Annotated in this window: 17 protein-coding genes and 1 other annotated feature; of the genes, 10 read left to right on the top strand and 7 right to left on the bottom strand. The window is 54.0% G+C overall.

What is annotated here, in order from left to right:
- Window positions 1-69 precede the first annotated feature (69 nt).
- The 5 genes from maa to acrA all read right to left on the bottom strand — a co-directional run bounded on the left by maa (window position 70) and on the right by acrA (window position 6191).
- Window positions 70-630: a maltose O-acetyltransferase gene (maa, locus tag CWM66_RS06780; protein WP_107146401.1), complete on the bottom strand. Its 561-nt coding sequence runs from the start codon at window positions 628-630 to the stop codon at window positions 70-72.
- A 65-nt stretch (window positions 631-695) separates the two neighbouring features.
- Window positions 696-914, bottom strand: a complete 219-nt coding sequence (locus CWM66_RS06775; protein WP_007373583.1) for an HHA domain-containing protein — start codon at window positions 912-914, stop codon at window positions 696-698.
- A gap of 23 nt (window positions 915-937) precedes the next feature.
- Window positions 938-1312: an Hha toxicity modulator TomB gene (gene tomB / locus CWM66_RS06770; protein ID WP_007373584.1), complete on the bottom strand. Its 375-nt coding sequence runs from the start codon at window positions 1310-1312 to the stop codon at window positions 938-940.
- A gap of 513 nt (window positions 1313-1825) precedes the next feature.
- Complete coding sequence (acrB, locus tag CWM66_RS06765; protein WP_007373585.1) at window positions 1826-4975, bottom strand: multidrug efflux RND transporter permease subunit AcrB; 3150 nt, start codon at window positions 4973-4975, stop codon at window positions 1826-1828.
- A 22-nt stretch (window positions 4976-4997) separates the two neighbouring features.
- Window positions 4998-6191, bottom strand: coding sequence for a multidrug efflux RND transporter periplasmic adaptor subunit AcrA (gene acrA, locus CWM66_RS06760; protein WP_007373586.1), 1194 nt, complete (start codon window positions 6189-6191; stop codon window positions 4998-5000).
- A gap of 142 nt (window positions 6192-6333) precedes the next feature.
- Between acrA and acrR the strand changes: the two genes are divergently transcribed.
- On the top strand, window positions 6334-6987 hold the full coding sequence (acrR, locus tag CWM66_RS06755; protein WP_007373587.1) for a multidrug efflux transporter transcriptional repressor AcrR: 654 nt from the start codon (window positions 6334-6336) through the stop codon (window positions 6985-6987).
- 128 nt (window positions 6988-7115) lie between these two features.
- Window positions 7116-10472, top strand: a complete 3357-nt coding sequence (gene mscK, locus CWM66_RS06750; protein ID WP_079516843.1) for a mechanosensitive channel MscK — start codon at window positions 7116-7118, stop codon at window positions 10470-10472.
- A gap of 33 nt (window positions 10473-10505) precedes the next feature.
- Here mscK and rsmS read toward each other — a convergent pair whose 3' ends face one another.
- Window positions 10506-10649, bottom strand: coding sequence for a pleiotropic regulatory protein RsmS (gene rsmS, locus CWM66_RS06745; protein WP_007373589.1), 144 nt, complete (start codon window positions 10647-10649; stop codon window positions 10506-10508).
- A 14-nt stretch (window positions 10650-10663) separates the two neighbouring features.
- Complete coding sequence (priC, locus tag CWM66_RS06740) at window positions 10664-11191, bottom strand: primosomal replication protein N'' (protein ID WP_107146400.1); 528 nt, start codon at window positions 11189-11191, stop codon at window positions 10664-10666.
- A gap of 64 nt (window positions 11192-11255) precedes the next feature.
- Here priC and CWM66_RS06735 point away from each other — a divergent pair, with 64 nt between their 5' ends.
- The 8 genes from CWM66_RS06735 (at window position 11256) to hemH (ending at window position 19305) form a co-directional block, all read left to right on the top strand.
- Window positions 11256-11633, top strand: coding sequence for a DUF454 family protein (locus CWM66_RS06735; protein ID WP_007373591.1), 378 nt, complete (start codon window positions 11256-11258; stop codon window positions 11631-11633).
- 151 nt (window positions 11634-11784) lie between these two features.
- Window positions 11785-12336, top strand: coding sequence for an adenine phosphoribosyltransferase (gene apt, locus CWM66_RS06730; protein ID WP_071920340.1), 552 nt, complete (start codon window positions 11785-11787; stop codon window positions 12334-12336).
- Between the two features lie 120 nt (window positions 12337-12456).
- Complete coding sequence (gene dnaX / locus CWM66_RS06725) at window positions 12457-14397, top strand: DNA polymerase III subunit gamma/tau (RefSeq protein ID WP_090397421.1); 1941 nt, start codon at window positions 12457-12459, stop codon at window positions 14395-14397.
- Window positions 13730-13794, top strand: a sequence feature (DnaX frameshifting element). It overlaps the preceding gene by 65 nt.
- Before the next feature lie 81 nt (window positions 14398-14478).
- Window positions 14479-14808, top strand: coding sequence for a YbaB/EbfC family nucleoid-associated protein (locus CWM66_RS06720; protein WP_007373594.1), 330 nt, complete (start codon window positions 14479-14481; stop codon window positions 14806-14808).
- Window positions 14808-15413 carry a recombination mediator RecR gene (recR, locus tag CWM66_RS06715; RefSeq protein WP_007373595.1) on the top strand — a complete coding sequence of 202 codons (606 nt, stop codon included), beginning with the start codon at window positions 14808-14810 and terminating at the stop codon, window positions 15411-15413. Before CWM66_RS06720 ends, recR begins: the two co-directional genes overlap by 1 nt.
- A 109-nt stretch (window positions 15414-15522) precedes the next feature.
- Window positions 15523-17397 (top strand): molecular chaperone HtpG, encoded by a 1875-nt coding sequence (gene htpG, locus CWM66_RS06710; RefSeq protein WP_107146399.1) that lies wholly within the window; start codon window positions 15523-15525, stop codon window positions 17395-17397.
- Between the two features lie 175 nt (window positions 17398-17572).
- Window positions 17573-18217, top strand: a complete 645-nt coding sequence (gene adk, locus CWM66_RS06700) for an adenylate kinase (RefSeq protein ID WP_007373597.1) — start codon at window positions 17573-17575, stop codon at window positions 18215-18217.
- A 125-nt stretch (window positions 18218-18342) separates the two neighbouring features.
- Entirely contained in the window at window positions 18343-19305 is a 963-nt protein-coding gene (gene hemH, locus CWM66_RS06695) for a ferrochelatase (protein ID WP_107146398.1), read from the top strand.
- Window positions 19306-19312 lie beyond the last annotated feature (7 nt).

The raw sequence follows: 19312 nt of genomic DNA, 5'->3' as shown, positions 1-19312 counted from the left end.
GGACACGCTATTTTAAGTTGCCATTTTGTATGAAAAAAGTAACAGTTTTGCCGCAAAAAACGATAACAGTTAGATGGCTGGCAGGGGTTTGATGATCCGCGCCGGGTTGCCACCGACCACGACATTGGCCGGAACATCTTTCACAACGACCGCACCGGAGGCGATGACGGCGTTATCGCCAATCGTTACGCCCGGGTTGATAATGGCGCGGCCACCAATCCAGACATTGTGACCAATGGTGACAGGTTTTCCATATTCCACGCCGCTGATGCGTTCAGCGGCATCCAGCGGATGCGTTGCGGTGTAGATATGAACGCCGGGCGCCAGCATGCAGTTATCGCCGATACGAATTGGACAAACATCGAGCATGACACAGTCGAAATTCGCGTAGAAATTGCGGCCGAGAAAAATATTGTAGCCATAATCGCAGCGAAAATTCGGTTCGATGTAGACCCCATCACTGCGGCCGAGAAGGCTGGAGAGAATGTCTTTACGCTCGGCTTTTTCTTCCGGCGCCGAATGATTGTAACGATGCAGCAACTGCCTGGCTCGCAGACGATCGGCGCGCAAGACTTCGTCTGCCGAAAGATAGGGCAATCCGGCAATCATTTTTTGCTTTTCGTCATTCATCTGATTCGAAGACACTCGTCACGGAATCTGAACGTTCTGTTTGCGTAGAAAAATAGTTAGCAGAATTATCGTACAAATTTCCACACGGAGGAGGGGATTTTGTCATACAGCTTATTCATGGTCAGTTCTGCCAGGCGATGATCGGCTGCTGAATAAAACACCGCGAGTTCCTCATCCGGAAGTTCGTATTTATTTTTTTCAATTACACGTTCAAGGGTATCAATTGTCTGACAACGTCTGAGACGCATCAAATAATCAACTTTTGTTAATGGTTTTTCGGACATACCTTCACCTTAGTGTTGAAAAATTAACAAGAGTGGCTAACAGGATTAGCCTTGCTTACATTGACGAAGCAGCGGAACAGCTTGTTACCTGTTTTGCGCCATTTCTGTAAGTCATGTGTATTTATGCCATAGCTACTGAACAACATAAACGTATCGTCAAGATATTCGTCTATCTGTTCAATCAGTTTATTATCTTCATTGTACTTAATTTTATAATTAAGTGCGAAGGTCGCTATGTGTTCTATCAGCTCATTTAACTGCAAGTTCACCGCTGATGTAGGATCGTTAACCCACCCATGATGGCTCTCTTCGAGATTAACAAGGCAGTCATGGTACAGTGTTTCGCAGAGAAATTTGAGCTGCGCGATATCATGCCTTTTTGGCGAGTATTCGTCCATAACGCATCCCCTTCTGAGTGGTAATTTTTTTTTACTGACCGACTGCTGTTTCAGGATGGGAACTTCTGCTCTGACCAGAGACAGACGCTGCTTTATGTTTGTCAATATAACTATAAGCTAGTCTGAATGGGATTTCATTGTGCTATCACGAAAAATTACAAATAATGTTTTTTTTGAGAAAAATGGACAAAATAGGAACATGACGTCGGGATGAAGCGTGTTACGCCTGCGGGCGTTATTGCTTGTTCATCCTTGAGATTCATTAAGTTAGCATGGAAGAGATTATTCCAGTTCGAACGGTATTTTTATACCAGGAATCGTCTGAGTTAAACTGATTGTACCAGATAATTAAAGTTTATAAACGGTAAATGATCGCTGCTTTCAAAATACATAGTTATTATAAGCCTTATATTGGCAGTACAAAATAAACAAACAGACAATAAATGCTTTTAATTTCGGATGTACTGATATGAAAAAGGCCGCTAAGTGCGGCCTTTTCTATTAGAGAAACGATCAGTGCTCCTCAACCTTATGGCTGTGCTCAATATCCTCACCGTGGCGACTAAAGCGGCGGCGCACCACCACGAAGAACACCGGAACGAAGAAGATAGCCAGTATGGTTGCGGTGATCATCCCGCCCATTACGCCAGTACCTACTGCGTTCTGCGCGCCGGAACCTGCACCGGAGCTGATAACCAACGGCAGTACCCCAAGGATAAATGCCAGTGAGGTCATCAGAATTGGACGCAGACGCATACGAACCGCTTCCAGCGTCGCCTCTACCAGGCCTTTGCCTTCTTTATCCATCAGGTCTTTGGCGAATTCGACGATAAGTATCGCGTTCTTCGCCGACAAACCAATGGTCGTCAGCAGGCCCACCTGGAAGTAAACGTCGTTGGTCAGACCGCGGAAGGTGGCCGCCAGCAACGCACCCACAACACCCAGCGGTACAACCAGCATGACCGAGAACGGAATCGACCAGCTTTCATACAGCGCTGCGAGGCAGAGGAATACCACGATCAGCGAGATGGCGTACAACGCAGGCGCCTGGTTGCCGGAGAGACGTTCCTGATAGGACATCCCCGTCCAGTCATAACCGATACCGGTTGGCAGCTTACTGGCCAGTTGTTCCATCATCGCCATCGCTTCACCGGTACTTTTACCCGGAGCCGCCTGGCCGAGGATTTCCATCGACGGCAGACCATTGTAACGCTCCAGACGCGGTGAACCGTATTCCCAGTGTGTGCTGGAGAAGGCGGAGAACGGCACCATCTGCCCATCGGTTGCCCGCACGTACCAGTTACCAATATCGCTTGGCAGCATACGGTATTTGGCCTGCGACATGACGTACACTTTCTTCACGCGACCACGGTCGATAAAGTCGTTAACGTAACTGCCGCCCCAGGCTGCACCCAGCGTGGTGTTGATGTCGCTAATCGACACGCCCAGCGCCTGTGCTTTTTCCTGATCGATATCGATCTTGAACTGCGGTGTATCTTCCAGGCCGTTAGGACGCACGCCCACCAGCAGATCCGGATGCTGCGCGATTTCGCCAAACAGCTGATTACGCGCCTGGGTTAATTTCTCATGCCCCAGGTTCGCCTGATCAATCAACTGGAAGTCGAAGCCGGTTGCCGTACCGAGTTCAACAATCGCTGGCAGGTTGAAAGCGAAGACCATTGCATCTTTAATCGATGCAAAGTGCGCGCTCGCACGGCCTGCGATTGCCGGTACTTTATTCGCTTCACCAGGACGTTCGTCCCAGTTTTTCAGCGATACGAACGCCAGACCGGTGTTCTGACCGCGACCAGAGAAGCCAAAGCCGTTAACGGTAAAGACGGAGTTAACGTTGTCTTTCTCGTTTTCCAGATAATATTTCGTCACTTCATCCAGCACCTTCTGCGTACGCTCTTGCGTCGCGCCCGCAGGCAACTGGGCCATAGTGAGAAATACGCCCTGGTCTTCATCCGGCAGGAACGAACTTGGCAGGCGCACAAACAGCACCGCCATACCCGCAACGATGACGATATAGAGCAGCAAGTAACGACCGGTGCTGCGCAGAATGTTCCCTACGCTGTCGGTGTAGTGGTGCGTGCTCTTCTCAAACATGCGGTTGAACCAGCCGAAGAAGCCTTTTTTGCCTTCACCGTGGTCGCCTTTGGCAACCGGCTTCAGCATGGTGGCGCACAGCGCCGGCGTCAGGATCAGTGCGACCAGCACAGACAGTACCATCGCGGAAACGATAGTAATGGAGAACTGGCGATAGATAGCACCGGTAGAACCACCGAAGAACGCCATCGGGATAAATACCGCTGACAGCACCAGTGCAATACCAACCAGCGCACCCTGAATCTGCCCCATGGAACGGCGCGTCGCCTCTTTTGGTGGCAGGCCTTCTTCCATCATCACACGTTCGACGTTTTCCACCACCACGATAGCATCGTCCACCAGCAGACCTATCGCCAGCACCATACCGAACATGGTGAGGGTGTTGATGGAGTAGCCAAAGGCGGCGAGTATCGCGAATGTCCCGAGCAGTACCACCGGCACCGCGATCGTTGGGATCAGCGTTGCGCGGAAGTTTTGCAGGAACAGGTACATTACCAGGAATACCAGTACGATCGCTTCAACCAGCGTTTTCACCACTTCGTTAATCGAGATCTTAACGAATGGTGTGGTGTCATACGGATAAACCACTTTCAGGCCGTGCGGGAAGAACGGCTCCAGTTTGGCAATGGTCGCACGTACCGCTTCGGCAGTATCGAGCGCGTTCGCGCCGGTTGCCAGTTTGATACCGAGACCCGCAGCCGGTTGGCCGTTATAACGTGCGATTACGTCATAGCTTTCGCCGCCCAGTTCAATCTTCGCCACGTCGCGCAGACGAACCTGCGAACCGTCAGCGTTCACTTTCAACAGGATCTTACCGAACTCGTCCGTGGAGGTCAGACGGGTTTGCGCGATGATAGAGGCGTTCAACTGCTGCCCTTTCACCGGCGGAGTACCGCCTAACTGACCTGCCGCAACCTGGGCGTTCTGCGCTTTGATAGCCGCAATCACGTCAACTGGCGTGAGCTGGAAATTATTGAGTTTGCTCGGATCCATCCAGATACGCATCGCATACTGCGCACCGAACAGCTGAACGTCACCGACGCCGGAAGTACGGCTGACCGGATCTTTGATGGTTGCGCCGACGTAGTCCGCAATATCTTCCTGCGTCATGGAACCATCGGTACTGATCATCCCGAGAACCATCAGGAAGCTGCTGGATGATTTCTCGACGCTAACGCCTTGCTGTTGCACTTCCTGCGGTAACAGCGGCATGGCCAGTTGCAGTTTGTTCTGCACCTGAACCTGCGCGATATCCGCATCCGTTCCGGAATCAAAAGTAATTGTAATTTGTACCGTACCAGAGGAATCACTGGCAGATGACATATAAAGCAGGTTATCGATACCGTTCATGTTCTGTTCGATGACCTGCGTCACGGTATCCTGTACCGTTTTCGCATCAGCACCCGGGTAGGTGGCCGTGATCTGAATTGCAGGCGGCGCAATGGTTGGATATTGCGCTACCGGCAATTTGAGGATCGAGAGAGCCCCTGCCAGCATGATGATAATCGCGATAACCCACGCAAAGATGGGGCGATCGATAAAAAACTTAGCCATGTCTTAACGGCTCCTGTTTTAGTTAAGACTTCGGTTTTTCTGACTGGCCGCCGGCCTGGGCTTGCTCTTTGTTGTCAGAAGTCACTTCCTGAGCTTTAACCTGCACGCCCGGTTTGACTTTTTGTAAGCCAGCAATAATCACGCGATCGCCGCTTTTCAGACCTTCAGTCACCAGCCATTTGTCGCCAATGGCCTGGCTTGCGACGATATTACGGACTTCAACTTTATCGCCTTCACCCACCACCATCGCCGTTGCGTCACCGCGCGGCGTACGAGTAACACCCTGCTGTGGAACCAGCATGGCATTCGGGTTAACGCCTTCTTCCAGCTTGGCGCGTACGAACATGCCTGGCAGCAACGAGTGATCCGGGTTCGGGAACACAGCACGCAGAGTGATGGAACCGGTGGTCTGGTCTACCGTCACGCCAGAAAACTCAAGCGTACCTTCCTGGGCGTATTGAACACCGTCGTTGGTAACGAGCTGAACTTTCGCTTTGCCGTTGTCCTGCTTCAGCGTACCGTTCGCCATTTCCTGTTGCAGACGCAGAAAATCATTGCTGGACTGGGTAACGTCAACGTAGATCGGATCAAGCTGCTGCACGGTAGTCAGCGCCGTGGTTTGCCCGCTCTGTACCAGCGCACCTTCCGTGACAGTGGAAGTCCCGATACGACCGCTGATGGGGGAAATCACTTTGGTATACGCCAGGTTGATGCGCGCGCTTTCTACTGCTGCTTTCGCCGCGACAACGGTAGCGTTAGCCTGCTGAGCGTCCGCCTGAGCGGTATCGTAATCCTGTTGGCTGATGTACTTGGTGCCCAACAGTTTCTGATAACGGTTGACGGTCATCTGAGCGATGTTGGCAGCCGCTTGCGCTTTCGCCAGATCGCCTTTTGCGCTGTCATAAGCTGCCTGATAAGTAGCGGGATCAATCTGATAGAGCGAGACACCAGCTTCAACGTCACTGCCTTCCGTGAAGTTGCGTTTCAAAATAATGCCGCTGACCTGAGGACGCACTTCCGCAATGCGAAAAGCAGTCGTTCGGCCCGGTAGCTCAGTGGTGATTTGCAGAGGTTCCGTCTTGACCGTGACGACGCCAACTTCCGGCATCTGCCCCGCACCCTGCTGAGCCGGTTTTTCATCACATCCTGTAAGCGCTAAGCTGCCCGAAAGCATCAGAACGACCGCCAGAGGCGTAAACCCTCTGTTTTTGTTCATAAGTAAACCTCGAGTGTCCGATTTCAAATTGATCAATGGATCAATGGCCCAAAAACCCATTGCTGCGTTTATATTATGGTCGTGCTATGGTACAAACATTCACAAATGTATGTAAATCTGACTCCTGTAAATTCACCAACATATGGCACGAAAAACCAAACAACAAGCGCTGGAGACGCGACAGCACATTCTCGATGTCGCCATACACTTGTTTTCCCGGCAGGGCGTTTCTTCTACTTCGCTGGCTGACATTGCGCAGGCGGCAGGCGTGACTCGCGGCGCGATTTACTGGCACTTCAAAAATAAGTCGGATTTGTTTAGTGAAATTTGGAAATTATCAGAGTCCAGTATTGACGATCTTGAGCTTGAGTATCGGGCAAAATTCCCTGACGATCCACTCTCTGTATTAAGAGAAATATTGGTTTATATCCTTGAAGCTACAGTTGTTGAAGAGCGCCGGCGATTAATGATGGAGATCATTTTTCACAAATGTGAGTTTGTCGGGGAAATGACCATTGTGCAAGAAGCGCAGCGTAACCTGAGCCTTGAAAGTTATGATCGAATCGAGCAAACGCTTACTGAGTGTATTCAGGCAAAATTGTTGCCCGCCAATTTACTCACTCGCCGCGTAGCCGTATTAATGCGCGCCTATATTTCCGGCATTATGGAAAACTGGCTGTTTGCACCGCAATCTTTCGATTTGAAAAAAGAAGCGCGTGATTACGTGGCGATCCTGCTGGAGATGTGCCAGTTATGCCCGACGCTGCAGGCAGACCAGGGCGCCGTCAGCGCCTGACTACCAGAGCCGCCAGGATTTATCCTGGAGGCGAGTCACTTTTCTAGGTTGTTGCATAACGGCGTGATATTCTTGCGTTCGCGGCCATTCCGGCCGCCTTTCCCGTACAGAAAACGATCGCTCAAATTATGTTGCACAACTACCGCACGCGAAACACGCTCGCCGCTTTTGCCGCCGCACTGTTCCTTCTCTTCGCAAGCCTGGTGAGTAACGCCGCCCTTGCGCAGACCACGAACGATTTACCTTCCCGCAGCGACATACAAAGCCAGCTTGATACGCTAAACAAACAAAAAAATCATACCGCGCAGGACAAACTGGTTATTCAGGATTTGACCGAGACGCTGGACACGCTCGACAAAATCGACCGCGTGAAGCAAGAAACCGCGCTGCTGAAGCAAAAAATTGCCCAGGCGCCGGATAAATTGCGGCAGGCGACCGATGCCCTGAACGCGCTGAGTGATAAAGATAACGACGACGAAACGCGTAAAACGCTGGCTTCGCTCTCCTTGCGCCAGTTGGAATCCCGCATCTCACAATTGCTGGAAGATTTACAGTCTGCCCAGAACGATTTATCGAACTACAACAGCCAACTGGTCTCGCTGCAAACGCAGCCCGAGCGTGTACAAAACTCCATGTACTCCGCTTCCCAGCAGTTGCAGCAGATCCGCAATCGTCTGAACGGCACCGCGGCAGGCGAGGGCGCGCTGCGTCCTACGCAACAAACTCTGTTGCAGGTGCAACAGGCGTTGTTGAATGCGCAGATCGAGCAACTGCGCAAAAGCCTTGAAGGCAACACCACATTACAGGATACGCTGCAAAAACAACGCGATTACGTGACGGCGAACAGCAACCGCCTTGAGCATCAGTTGCAGTTGTTGCAGGAAGCGGTGAACAGCAAGCGTCTGACACTGACGGAAAAGACGGCACAGGAAGCGGTAACGCCGGATGAAACGTCGCGCATTCAGGCCAATCCGCTGGTGAAACAGGAGCTGGATGTTAACCATCAGCTAAGCCAGAAGTTGATTGCCGCCACGGAGAATGGCAACTCGCTGGTGCAGCAGAATATTAAGGTGAAAAACTGGCTCGACCGCGCCCTGCAATCCGAACGTAATGTTAAAGAACAGATCTCGGTGCTGAAAGGCAGCCTGTTGCTGTCGCGTATTTTGTATCAGCAACAGCAGACATTGCCGTCGGCGGATGAGCTGCAAGACATGACCAACCGCATTGCGGATCTGCGTCTTGAACAGTTTGAAATCAACCAGCAGCGTGATGCGCTGTTCCAGAGCGATACCTTTGTCGCCAAACTGGAGGAAGGTCATTCCAGTGAAGTCAACGATGAAGTACATGACGCGCTGTTGCAGGTTGTGGATATGCGCCGTGAACTGCTCGATCAACTGAATAAACAGCTGGGCACTCAGTTGATGATGGCCATCAACCTGCAAGTTAACCAGCAGCAGCTGATGAGCGTGTCGAAAAGCCTGCAGGAAATTCTGACGCAGCAGATCTTCTGGGTGAACAGCAATAAGCCAATGGACTGGGACTGGATCAAATCCTTCCCGCAGGCGCTGCATGACCAAATCAAATCCATGAAGATCACCGGCAACTGGGAGAAAGCCTGGCCTGCGGTAGCCATCGCGTTCCTTGCAGGGCTACCGTTGCTGCTGATCGCCGGGCTTATCCGCTGGCGTCTGCGCTGGCTGAAAGATTATCAGGCGAAGCTGGCGGCGCAGGTTGGGCAACTGCGTAACGACAGTCAGTTGCATACGCCGAAAGCGATTCTGATCGATCTTATCCGCGCGCTGCCGGTGTGCCTGATTATTCTGGCAATTGGCCTGATTCTGCTGACTATGCAGCTTAACGTCAGCGAGTTGCTGTGGGCATTCAGTAAAAAACTGGCATTATTCTGGCTTGTCTTCGGCCTGTGCTGGAAAGTGCTGGAGAAAGACGGTGTCGCTGTCAGCCACTTTAATATGCCCGCCCAGCTTACCAGTCACTGGCGGCGGCAAATTGTGCGTATCAGCCTGGCGCTGTTGCCGCTGCACTTCTGGTCGGTCGTTTCTGAACTCTCTCCGCTGCATCTGATGGATGACGTGCTGGGGCAGTTTGTTATCCTGCTGAATCTGCTGGTGATCACCTGCCTGGTCTGGCCGATGTCCCGCGAAAGCTGGCGCGACAAGGAGTCTCACTCCATTCGCCTGGCAACCATCACCGTGCTGGCCATCGTGCCGATCGCGCTGATGGTGCTGACCGCGACGGGGTATTTCTATACCACGCTGCGTCTTTCCGGGCGCTGGATTGAAACCGTCTATCTGGTGATTATCTGGAATCTGCTTTACCAGACGGTTCTGCGTGGCCTCAGCGTGGCCGCCCGACGTATTGCCTATCGCCGTGCGCTGGCGCGTCGGCAGAATATGGTGAAAGAGGGGGCCGAAGGCGCTGAGCCGCAGGAAGAGCCGAGCATCGCGCTGGAACAGGTGAACCAGCAAACCCTGCGTATTACGATGCTGGTGATGGTCGCGCTGTTTGGCGTGATGTTCTGGGCGATTTGGTCAGATCTGATCACTGTATTTGCCTACCTCGACAGCATCACGCTGTGGCACTACAACGGCACCGAAGCTGGCGCTGCGGTAATGAAGAGCGTAACCCTTGGCAGTTTGCTATTTGCGGTGATTGTTTTTGTTGTGGCCTGGGCGCTAATCCGCAACTTGCCGGGCTTGCTGGAGGTATTGATCCTCTCCAGGCTCAATATGCGGCAGGGCTCTTCGTATGCCGTGACGACGATCCTGAACTACGTCATCATCGCCGTCGGGGCGTTGACGGTATTCGGCTCGCTGGGCGTTTCGTGGGATAAACTGCAATGGCTGGCGGCGGCGCTGTCGGTTGGTTTAGGTTTCGGCTTACAGGAAATTTTCGGTAACTTTGTCTCCGGTCTGATTATCCTGTTCGAACGCCCGGTGCGTATCGGCGATACCGTGACCATCGGCACCTTCTCCGGAACGGTCAGTAAGATCCGCATCCGTGCGACCACCATTACCGACTTTGACCGTAAAGAGGTGATCATTCCGAACAAGGCGTTTGTTACCGAGCGTCTGATCAACTGGTCGCTCTCCGATACCATCACCCGCGTGGTGATCCGCCTCGGCGTGGCGTACGGGTCCGATCTGGATAAAGTGAAAAAAGTGCTGCTGAAAGCCGCGATGGATCATCCAAAAGTGATGCACGATCCGGAGCCGGCGGTGTTCTTCACCACTTTTGGCGCCAGCACGCTGGATCATGAACTGCGTCTGTATGTGCGCGAACTGCGCGATCGCAGCTACACGGTTGATGAACTGAACCGCACCATCGACAAGCTGTGCCGCGAAAACAATATTGATATCGCCTTTAACCAGCTCGAAGTCCACCTGCGCAATGGCAAAGGTGATGAGCTGACTGAAGTTAAGCGCGAACTGAAAGGCGACGATCCGACGCCTTCTCAGGCGAGGTAAATCCTGTCGATCCTCTCCCCGCCGGGGAGGGGATCACTCCTCAAGTTTCTTCTCAAAATCCCGTTTGACGATCTCCAGCGCTTTCAGCACGACGTCTGGCGCAATCTCATGTTGTTCCAGCAACATGATCAGATCCACGGCCAGTTTGACCTCCTCCGGGGCGTTTTCCAGCGACATTCTCTCTCCTCTATTTAGCGGGTTAAGCGTGCCAGCACGCGCTCAATATTATCCAGCGCCTGGCGGCAACGGGCGAGCCTGCCGGCCAGAGCCTCTACTTCTTTATGTCGTTGCTGCTGTTCGACCAGCGTGTTGACGGCGTTCAAGCGTTGCTCGCGCTCCTGTTTCATCGCCAGCAGACGACGCTCATACTCCTGATGCTGCAAACGCCTGCGTTGCCAGCGTGCAATACCTGGCGATGCATGATCCCATTCGCGCAGCGGCCAGACGGCGCTTTCACGTGTGAGAGCGGCGACTTGCGCGGTCAGGCGTTCCGCCAGCCAGGCAACCTGCTCCAGATGGTTGCCCTCCACAGCGCGGCGCAGCGCCGCCAGATTGGCCGCCGCCTCATCCAGACAGGACTGCATCAGCGTGCTGCGGGTCTGGAAAAGCTGGCGATCAAAACGCGCGCTGATCGTCGTATGCTGCGCCAGCGGCGCGGCCAACTGGCGTAATTTGCCCAGTTGCTGCTCCAGCATGTTTAAAAGCGCGGCGTTTTTCACGTCTCTTCCCCCGGTAAATATCAGTCTGTTACATTAACCGTTCATTTTGCTGATGAAGCGCGCTATGCAACGGACTATTTTACTCATCATTGGCTGGTTGGCGGTAGTGCTTGGTACGCTTGGCGTGGTACTACCGCTCCTGCCGACAACGCCGTTTATTCTGCTGGCGGCGTGGTGTTTTGCGCGCTCATCGCCGCGTTTTCATCACTGGCTGCTTTACCGTTCCTGGTTTGGCGGCTATCTGCGGCACTGGCAAACGTACCGTGCAATGCCGCCTGGCGCGAAGCCGCGCGCCATTGCGGTGATTCTGTTGACCTTTGCCGTTTCTCTGTATCTGGTGAAGATGTGGTGGGTACGCGTGTTGTTGTTGGTGATTCTGGCCGGTCTGCTGCTATTTATGTGGCGTATTCCGGTGATTGATGCAAAACAACAAAAACCATAAACCACAGCAATGACAGTTGCAATTGTGGCGCACAGTCAGTAAATTCGGGCGTTTTCGAGCACGGGTACGGCTGATTAAACGTTAATCAGTGGTTACATAAACTGTAAACGCGTGTACCGTGAGTAATACCGTTTCTATCAGGCAAAAATCCATGACAGCGACTGCGCAGCAGCTTGAATTTCTTAAAAACAGCATCAAAAGCATTCAGGATTACCCGAAGCCGGGCATTCTGTTCCGTGATGTCACCAGTTTGCTGGAAGATCCGCAAGCGTACTCTCTTAGCATTGAATTGCTGGTTGAGCGTTATAAAAACGCTGGCGTAACCAAAGTAGTGGGAACCGAAGCGCGTGGCTTCCTGTTCGGCGCACCGGTTGCGCTGGGGCTGGGCGTTGGCTTTGTGCCGGTGCGTAAGCCGCGTAAACTGCCGCGTGAAACCATCGCCGAGAGCTATGAGCTTGAGTACGGTACTGACCAGTTAGAGATCCATGTTGATGCGATCAAGCCGGGCGATAAAGTGCTGGTGGTCGACGATCTGCTGGCAACCGGCGGCACTATTGAAGCCACAGTGAAACTGATTCGCCGTCTGGGCGGTGAAGTGACCGACGCGGCATTCATCATTAATCTGTTCGATCTTGGCGGTGAACAACGCCTCGAAAAACAGGGTGTTAAGTGCTACAGCCTGGTGCCGTTCCCGGGACATTAATGCCATGTCCGTCTCCTCATCCTTCAGGCCTGCGCCTGAGGGATGAAGTGCATTAACAGCATGTGCTGTGTTAGCATTATCCCTTCGTAAATCCACCTTCCAGCGTTTCAGAGCCTGCCAATGAGTTATCAGGTCTTAGCCCGAAAATGGCGACCGCAAACTTTTGCTGACGTCGTCGGCCAGGAGCATGTGCTGACCGCACTGGCGAACGGCTTATCATCAGGACGCATTCATCATGCGTATCTGTTCTCCGGCACCCGCGGCGTCGGCAAAACTTCTATCGCCCGTCTGCTGGCGAAGGGGCTGAACTGCGAAACCGGCATCACCGCAACGCCGTGCGGCGTGTGTGATAACTGCCGCGAAATTGAGCAGGGCCGCTTTGTCGATTTAATTGAGATCGACGCCGCGTCGCGTACCAAAGTCGAAGATACCCGCGATCTGCTGGATAACGTGCAGTACGCCCCGGCGCGCGGGCGTTTCAAAGTCTATCTGATTGACGAAGTGCATATGCTCTCGCGTCACAGCTTTAACGCGCTGTTGAAAACGCTTGAAGAGCCGCCTGAGCACGTCAAATTCCTGCTGGCGACCACCGATCCGCAAAAACTGCCGGTGACCATTCTTTCCCGTTGCCTTCAGTTCCACCTGAAAGCACTGGATGTTGAACAGATCCGCAGTCAGCTTGAGCACATTCTTACTGACGAGAAGATTGAACATGAACCCCGTGCGCTGCAACTGCTGGCGCGTGCGGCTGACGGCAGCCTGCGCGATGCGCTGAGCCTGACCGATCAGGCGATTGCCAGCGGCAACGGGCAGCTCTCTGCGGCGGTGGTCAGCTCCATGCTTGGCACGCTGAATGACGACCAGGCGCTTTCATTAGTTGAAGCGGTGGTTGCCGCTGACGGTGAACGCGCTATGGGGCTGGTGAACGAGGCTGCATCGCGCGGCGTCGAATGGGAAGCCTTACTGCTGGAGATGCAAACGCTGCTGCACCGTATCGCCATGGTACAGCTGACGCCTGCGGCGCTCGGCAGCGACATGGCCCCGATTGAGCAGCGTCTGCGTGAACTGGCCCGCACCGTTCCACCCACCGATGTGCAGCTTTACTATCAGACGCTGCTGATTGGCCGTAAAGAACTGCCTTATGCGCCGGACCGCCGCATGGGCGTTGAAATGACGCTGCTGCGTGCGCTGGCATTCCATCCGCGTGCGCCGTTACCGGCGCCAGAAGTGCCTCAGCAATCCTTCGCCCCCGTGGCGCCCACCGCCGTGATGTCACCGCAGCAGGTTCCGCCCGCGCCGCAGGCTCAACCGTCGGCGGCACCAGTGCAGAACGACGCACCGCTGCCCGAATCAACCAGCTCGGTGCTGGCGGCGCGCAGGCAACTGCAACGCGCTCAGGGAGCAGACAAAGCAAAAAAGAGTGAACCGGCAGCCGCAACCCGCGCGCGGCCGGTGAGTAATGCCGCGCTGGAGCGCCTGGCTTCGGTCACCGAGCGCGTGCAGTCGCGCCCGGTGCCTTCGGCGCTGGAACAGGCTCCAGCCAAAAAAGAGGCTTACCGCTGGAAAGCAACCACTGTTGTCACCGAGACAAAAGAGGTTGTTGCCACGCCCAAAGCGCTGAAAAAGGCGCTGGAACACGAGAAAACGCCGGAGCTGGCGAAAAAGCTGGCGGAAGAGGCGATTGAACGTGATGCCTGGGCGAAAGAGGTCAGCCAGCTAAAATTGCCGAAACTGGTTGAGCAGGTGGCGCTGAATGCCTGGAAAGAGCAGGAGGGCGATCGCTGGTGTCTGCATCTGCGCAGCTCGCAGCGTCACCTGAATTCGCAGGGCGCACAGAAGGCGCTTAGCGACGCGCTTAGCGAATTGCACGGTTCGACGGTTGAACTGACTATCATTGAAGATGATAATCCGGCAGTGCGTACGCCGCTGGAGTGGCGTCAGGCAATCTATGAGGAAAAGCTCGCGCAGGCGCGTGAGGCAATTATTGCGGATAGCAACATTCAGACGCTGCAACGGTTTTTCGATGCGGATCTGGATGAAGAGAGTATTCGTCCCCTTTGACGGCAAGCTGCGGCTTTCCGTTTTCAACCCTGAATGTGACTTATCGCTCTGGTCGGTCACCACAGCTAAAGAGAGAAGCCTATGTTTGGAAAAGGCGGTCTGGGCAACCTGATGAAACAGGCCCAGCAGATGCAAGAAAAAATGCAGAAAATGCAGGAAGAGATCGCACAGCTGGAAGTGACCGGCGAATCAGGCGCAGGCCTGGTGAAAGTGACCATCAACGGCGCGCATAACTGCCGTCGCGTGGAGATCGATCCGAGCCTGCTGGAAGACGACAAAGAGATGCTGGAGGATCTGGTCGCCGCTGCATTTAACGATGCTGCGCGCCGTATCGATGAGACCCAGAAAGAGAAAATGGCTTCTGTTTCCTCCGGCATGTCTCTGCCGCCAGGCTTTAAGATGCCGTTCTGATGCAGACCAGTCCGCTGTTAACGCAGCTTATGGAAGCACTGCGCTGCCTGCCGGGCGTTGGCCCGAAGTCGGCGCAGCGCATGGCGTTTACGCTGTTGCAGCGCGATCGCAGCGGCGGTATGCGGCTGGCGCAGGCGCTCACCCGGGCAATGTCGGAAATCGGCCACTGCGCCGATTGCCGTACCTTTACCGAGCAGGAAGTGTGCAATATATGCAGCAACCCGCGGCGCCAGGAAAACGGTCAAATCTGTGTGGTGGAAAGCCCGGCGGATATTTATGCCATCGAGCAAACCGGGCAATTCTCGGGGCGCTACTTTGTGCTGATGGGGCATCTGTCGCCGCTGGACGGTATCGGGCCGGATGATATCGGTCTCGACCGGCTTGAGCAGCGCCTGGCCGCAGAAAAACTCCAGGAAGTGATCCTCGCCACCAACCCGACGGTGGAAGGTGAGGCAACGGCTAACTATATTGCGGAGCTTTGCGCGCAATATGGCGTGGAAGCCAGCCGCATCGCGCACGGTGTGCCGGTGGGCGGTGAGCTGGAGATGGTTGACGGCACCACGCTGTCGCACTCACTGGCCGGTCGTCACAAGATTCGTTTTTAACCAAACGGAGGCAGAAATTTTTGCCTCCGCTTGAAAATTCCCGCCCCTGTCCCCACTTCCCCCTCAACGCACTTTTTACCTTGTAAATGGCATTGTTGAGGTTTTCCCAATGAAAGGACAAGAAACTCGCGGTTTTCAGTCTGAAGTTAAACAGCTTCTGCACCTGATGATCCATTCTCTCTATTCGAACAAAGAAATCTTCCTGCGTGAGCTGATCTCCAACGCCTCAGATGCGGCGGACAAACTGCGTTTCCGCGCGCTGTCCAACCCGGATCTCTACGAAGGCGACGGTGAACTGCATGTCCGCGTCTCTTTCGATAAAGAAAAGCGTACGCTGACCATCGCCGATAACGGTATCGGTATGACCCGCGATGAAGTTATCGACCATCTGGGCACCATCGCCAAATCTGGCACTAAAGCGTTTCTCGAATCAATGGGCTCCGATCAGGCCAAAGATAGCCAGTTGATTGGTCAGTTCGGCGTCGGTTTCTACTCGGCGTTTATCGTCGCGGATAAAGTGACTGTGCGTACCCGCGCGGCGGGTGAGAGCGCAGAAAACGGCGTTTTCTGGGAATCTGAAGGCGCGGGCGAATACACCGTCGCCGATATCACCAAAGCCGATCGCGGGACGGAAATCACGCTGCATCTGCGCGAAGGGGAAGATGATTTCCTCAATGACTGGCGCGTGCGTTCCATTATCAGCAAATATTCCGACCATATCGCTCTGCCGGTAGAGATCGAAAAACAGGAAGAGAAAGACGGCGAAACCGTGGTTTCCTGGGAGAAGATCAACAAAGCGCAGGCGCTGTGGACGCGCAACAAGTCTGAAATCAAAGACGACGAATACAACGAGTTCTACAAACATATCGCCCACGACTTTACCGATCCGCTGACCTGGAGCCACAACCGCGTCGAAGGGAAGCAGGAGTACACCAGCCTGCTTTATATCCCGTCGCAGGCGCCGTGGGATCTGTGGAACCGCGATCATAAACACGGCCTGAAGCTCTACGTGCAGCGTGTATTTATCATGGACGAAGCCGAACAGTTCATGCCGAACTACCTGCGCTTTGTTCGTGGCCTGGTGGATTCCAGCGATCTGCCGCTCAACGTTTCGCGCGAAATTCTGCAGGACAGCAGCGTCACGCGTAATCTGCGTACCGCGCTGACCAAACGCGTGCTGCAAATGCTCGATAAACTGGCGAAAGATGACGCAGAAAAATACCAGACGTTCTGGCAACAGTTCGGCCTGGTGCTGAAAGAAGGGGCTGGTGAAGACAGCGCCAACCTGGAAGCGATTGCCAAATTGCTGCGCTTTGCCTCTACACACAATGACTCTTCTGCGCAGACCGTGTCGCTGGAAGAGTACGTGTCGCGCATGAAAGAAGGCCAGGAGAAGATCTACTTCATTACCGCAGACAGTTACGCTGCGGCGAAGAGCAGCCCGCATCTGGAACTGCTGCGTAAGAAAGGTATCGAAGTGCTGCTGCTTTCCGATCGCATCGACGAATGGATGATGAGCTACCTGACCGAATTCGACGGCAAACCGTTCCAGTCCGTGGCGAAAGCTGATGCGTCGCTGGAAAAACTGGCCGACGAAGTGGATGAAAGCGCGAAAGAGGCAGAAAAAGCGCTCGAACCGTTTGTTAAGCGCGTGAAAACCCTGCTTGGCGATCGCGTGAAAGAGGTGCGCCTGACTCATCGTCTGACTGAAACGCCAGCGGTAGTAGTAACCGATGCCGACGAGATGAGCACGCAGATGGCGAAACTGTTCGCGGCTGCTGGTCAGAATGCGCCGGAAGTAAAATACATCTTTGAACTGAACCCGGATCACGCGTTGGTGAAACGTGCTGCGGAAACCCAGGATGACAGCCAGTTCAGCCAGTGGGTTGAGCTGTTGCTGGATCAGGCGCTGTTTGCCGAACGCGGCACGCTGGAAGATCCGAACCAGTTCATCCGTCGTATGAATCAGTTGCTGATTGCCTAAGTTTCTGTTTTTAGTCTGACCTTACCCCTCTCGTTTCACGCGAGAGGGGTACTCCCCGAAGTAATCTCTCTCATTAACCGTTTCAGCCAGCCCGGCTTCCTTGAGCGATACTCGTTCTGGTGGTATCTTTTAACGCTTTTGAAAAATTGGACCAACTTTTGAGGGGATTTTCGCAATGCGTATTATTCTGCTTGGCGCTCCGGGCGCGGGTAAAGGAACTCAGGCTCAGTTCATCATGGAGAAATACGGTATTCCGCAAATCTCTACTGGTGACATGCTGCGCGCGGCTGTTAAATCTGGCAGCGAACTGGGCAAACAGGCGAAAGACATCATGGACGCGGGCAAACTGGTGACCGACGAGCTGGTTATCGCGCTGGTGAAAGAGCGTATCGCCCAGGAAGATTGCCGTAACGGTTTCCTGCTGGACGGTTTCCCGCGTACCATTCCGCAAGCGGATGCCATGAAAGAAGCTGGCATCGCCGTGGATTTCGTACTGGAATTCGATGTTCCGGATGAGCTGATCGTTGACCGTATCGTAGGTCGTCGCGTACACGCCGCTTCCGGTCGTGTTTATCACATCAAATTCAATCCGCCGAAAGTAGAAGGCAAAGACGACGTGACCGGCGAAGAGCTGACCACGCGTAAAGACGATCAGGAAGAGACCGTGCGTAAACGTCTGGTGGAATACCATCAGTTGACCGCGCCGCTGATTGGTTACTATCAGAAAGAAGCGCAGGCGGGTAACACCAAATACGCTAAAGTGGACGGCACCAAAGCCGTTGCCGATGTACGCGCAGAGCTGGAAAAAATCCTCGGCTAATCGCGTTTTCTCACCCGGAGCCCTCCGGGTGAGAATATTTCTCATCTTACCTTTCGCTGCAATTGGTTCCGTTTAAACGCTTTTACGCTACAATTACCAACCATTCAAAAGGTTAAGAGGCGTGAATGAGTCAGGCGAAAACCGGCATCCTGCTTGCCAATCTTGGCACCCCCGATGCACCCACTCCGGCAGCAGTAAAACGTTATCTGCGGCAGTTTTTAAGCGACAGACGCGTTGTTGATACGTCGCGCTTGCTGTGGTGGCCGCTATTACGCGGTGTGATCCTGCCGATTCGTTCACCGCGCGTGGCAAAACTCTATCAGTCCGTCTGGATGGAAGAAGGTTCGCCGCTGATGGTTTACAGCCGCAGGCAGCAGCGGGCGCTGGCGGCGCGGTTGCCGGACGTTCCCGTGGCGCTCGGCATGAGTTACGGTTCCCCATCGCTGGAAAGCGCCGTGGAGGCCTTGCTGGAACAGGACGTTGACCATATTGTGGTGCTCTCGCTCTATCCGCAATACTCCTGCTCAACGGTGGCGGCGGTATGGGACGAACTGGCGCGAATTCTGGCGAAGAAACGCCATATCCCCGGCATCTCCTTTATCCGCGATTATGCCGACGATTCGGATTACATTACGGCGCTGGCAAACAGCGCGCGCGCCTCTTTTGCAAAGCACGGTGAGCCGGATCTGCTGCTGCTCTCTTATCACGGCATTCCACAGCGTTACGCGGCAGAAGGGGACGACTACCCGCAGCGCTGCCGTGATACCACGCGTGAACTGGTTTCGGCACTCGATCTGCCACCGGAAAAAGTGATGATGACCTTCCAGTCGCGCTTTGGCCGCGAACCGTGGCTGACGCCGTACACCGATGAAACGCTGAAAATGCTGGGCGAGAAAGGGGTGAAACATATTCAGGTGATGTCGCCAGGTTTTGCTGCAGATTGCCTGGAGACGCTGGAGGAGATCGCGGTGCAAAACCGTGAGTTTTTCCTTGAGGCTGGCGGTGAGAAGTATGAATACATACCGGCGCTGAATGATTCGCCAGAGCATATCGAGATGATGGTCAACCTGACGGCCAAATATCGCTGATCGCCCG

It is taken from the genome of Kosakonia sp. H7A, assembly GCF_003028445.1.
Classification (GTDB): Bacteria; Pseudomonadota; Gammaproteobacteria; order Enterobacterales; family Enterobacteriaceae; genus Kosakonia; species Kosakonia radicincitans.
Note: the sequence above shows the minus strand (reverse complement) of the source record. Positions and strands in the feature narration are given on the sequence as shown.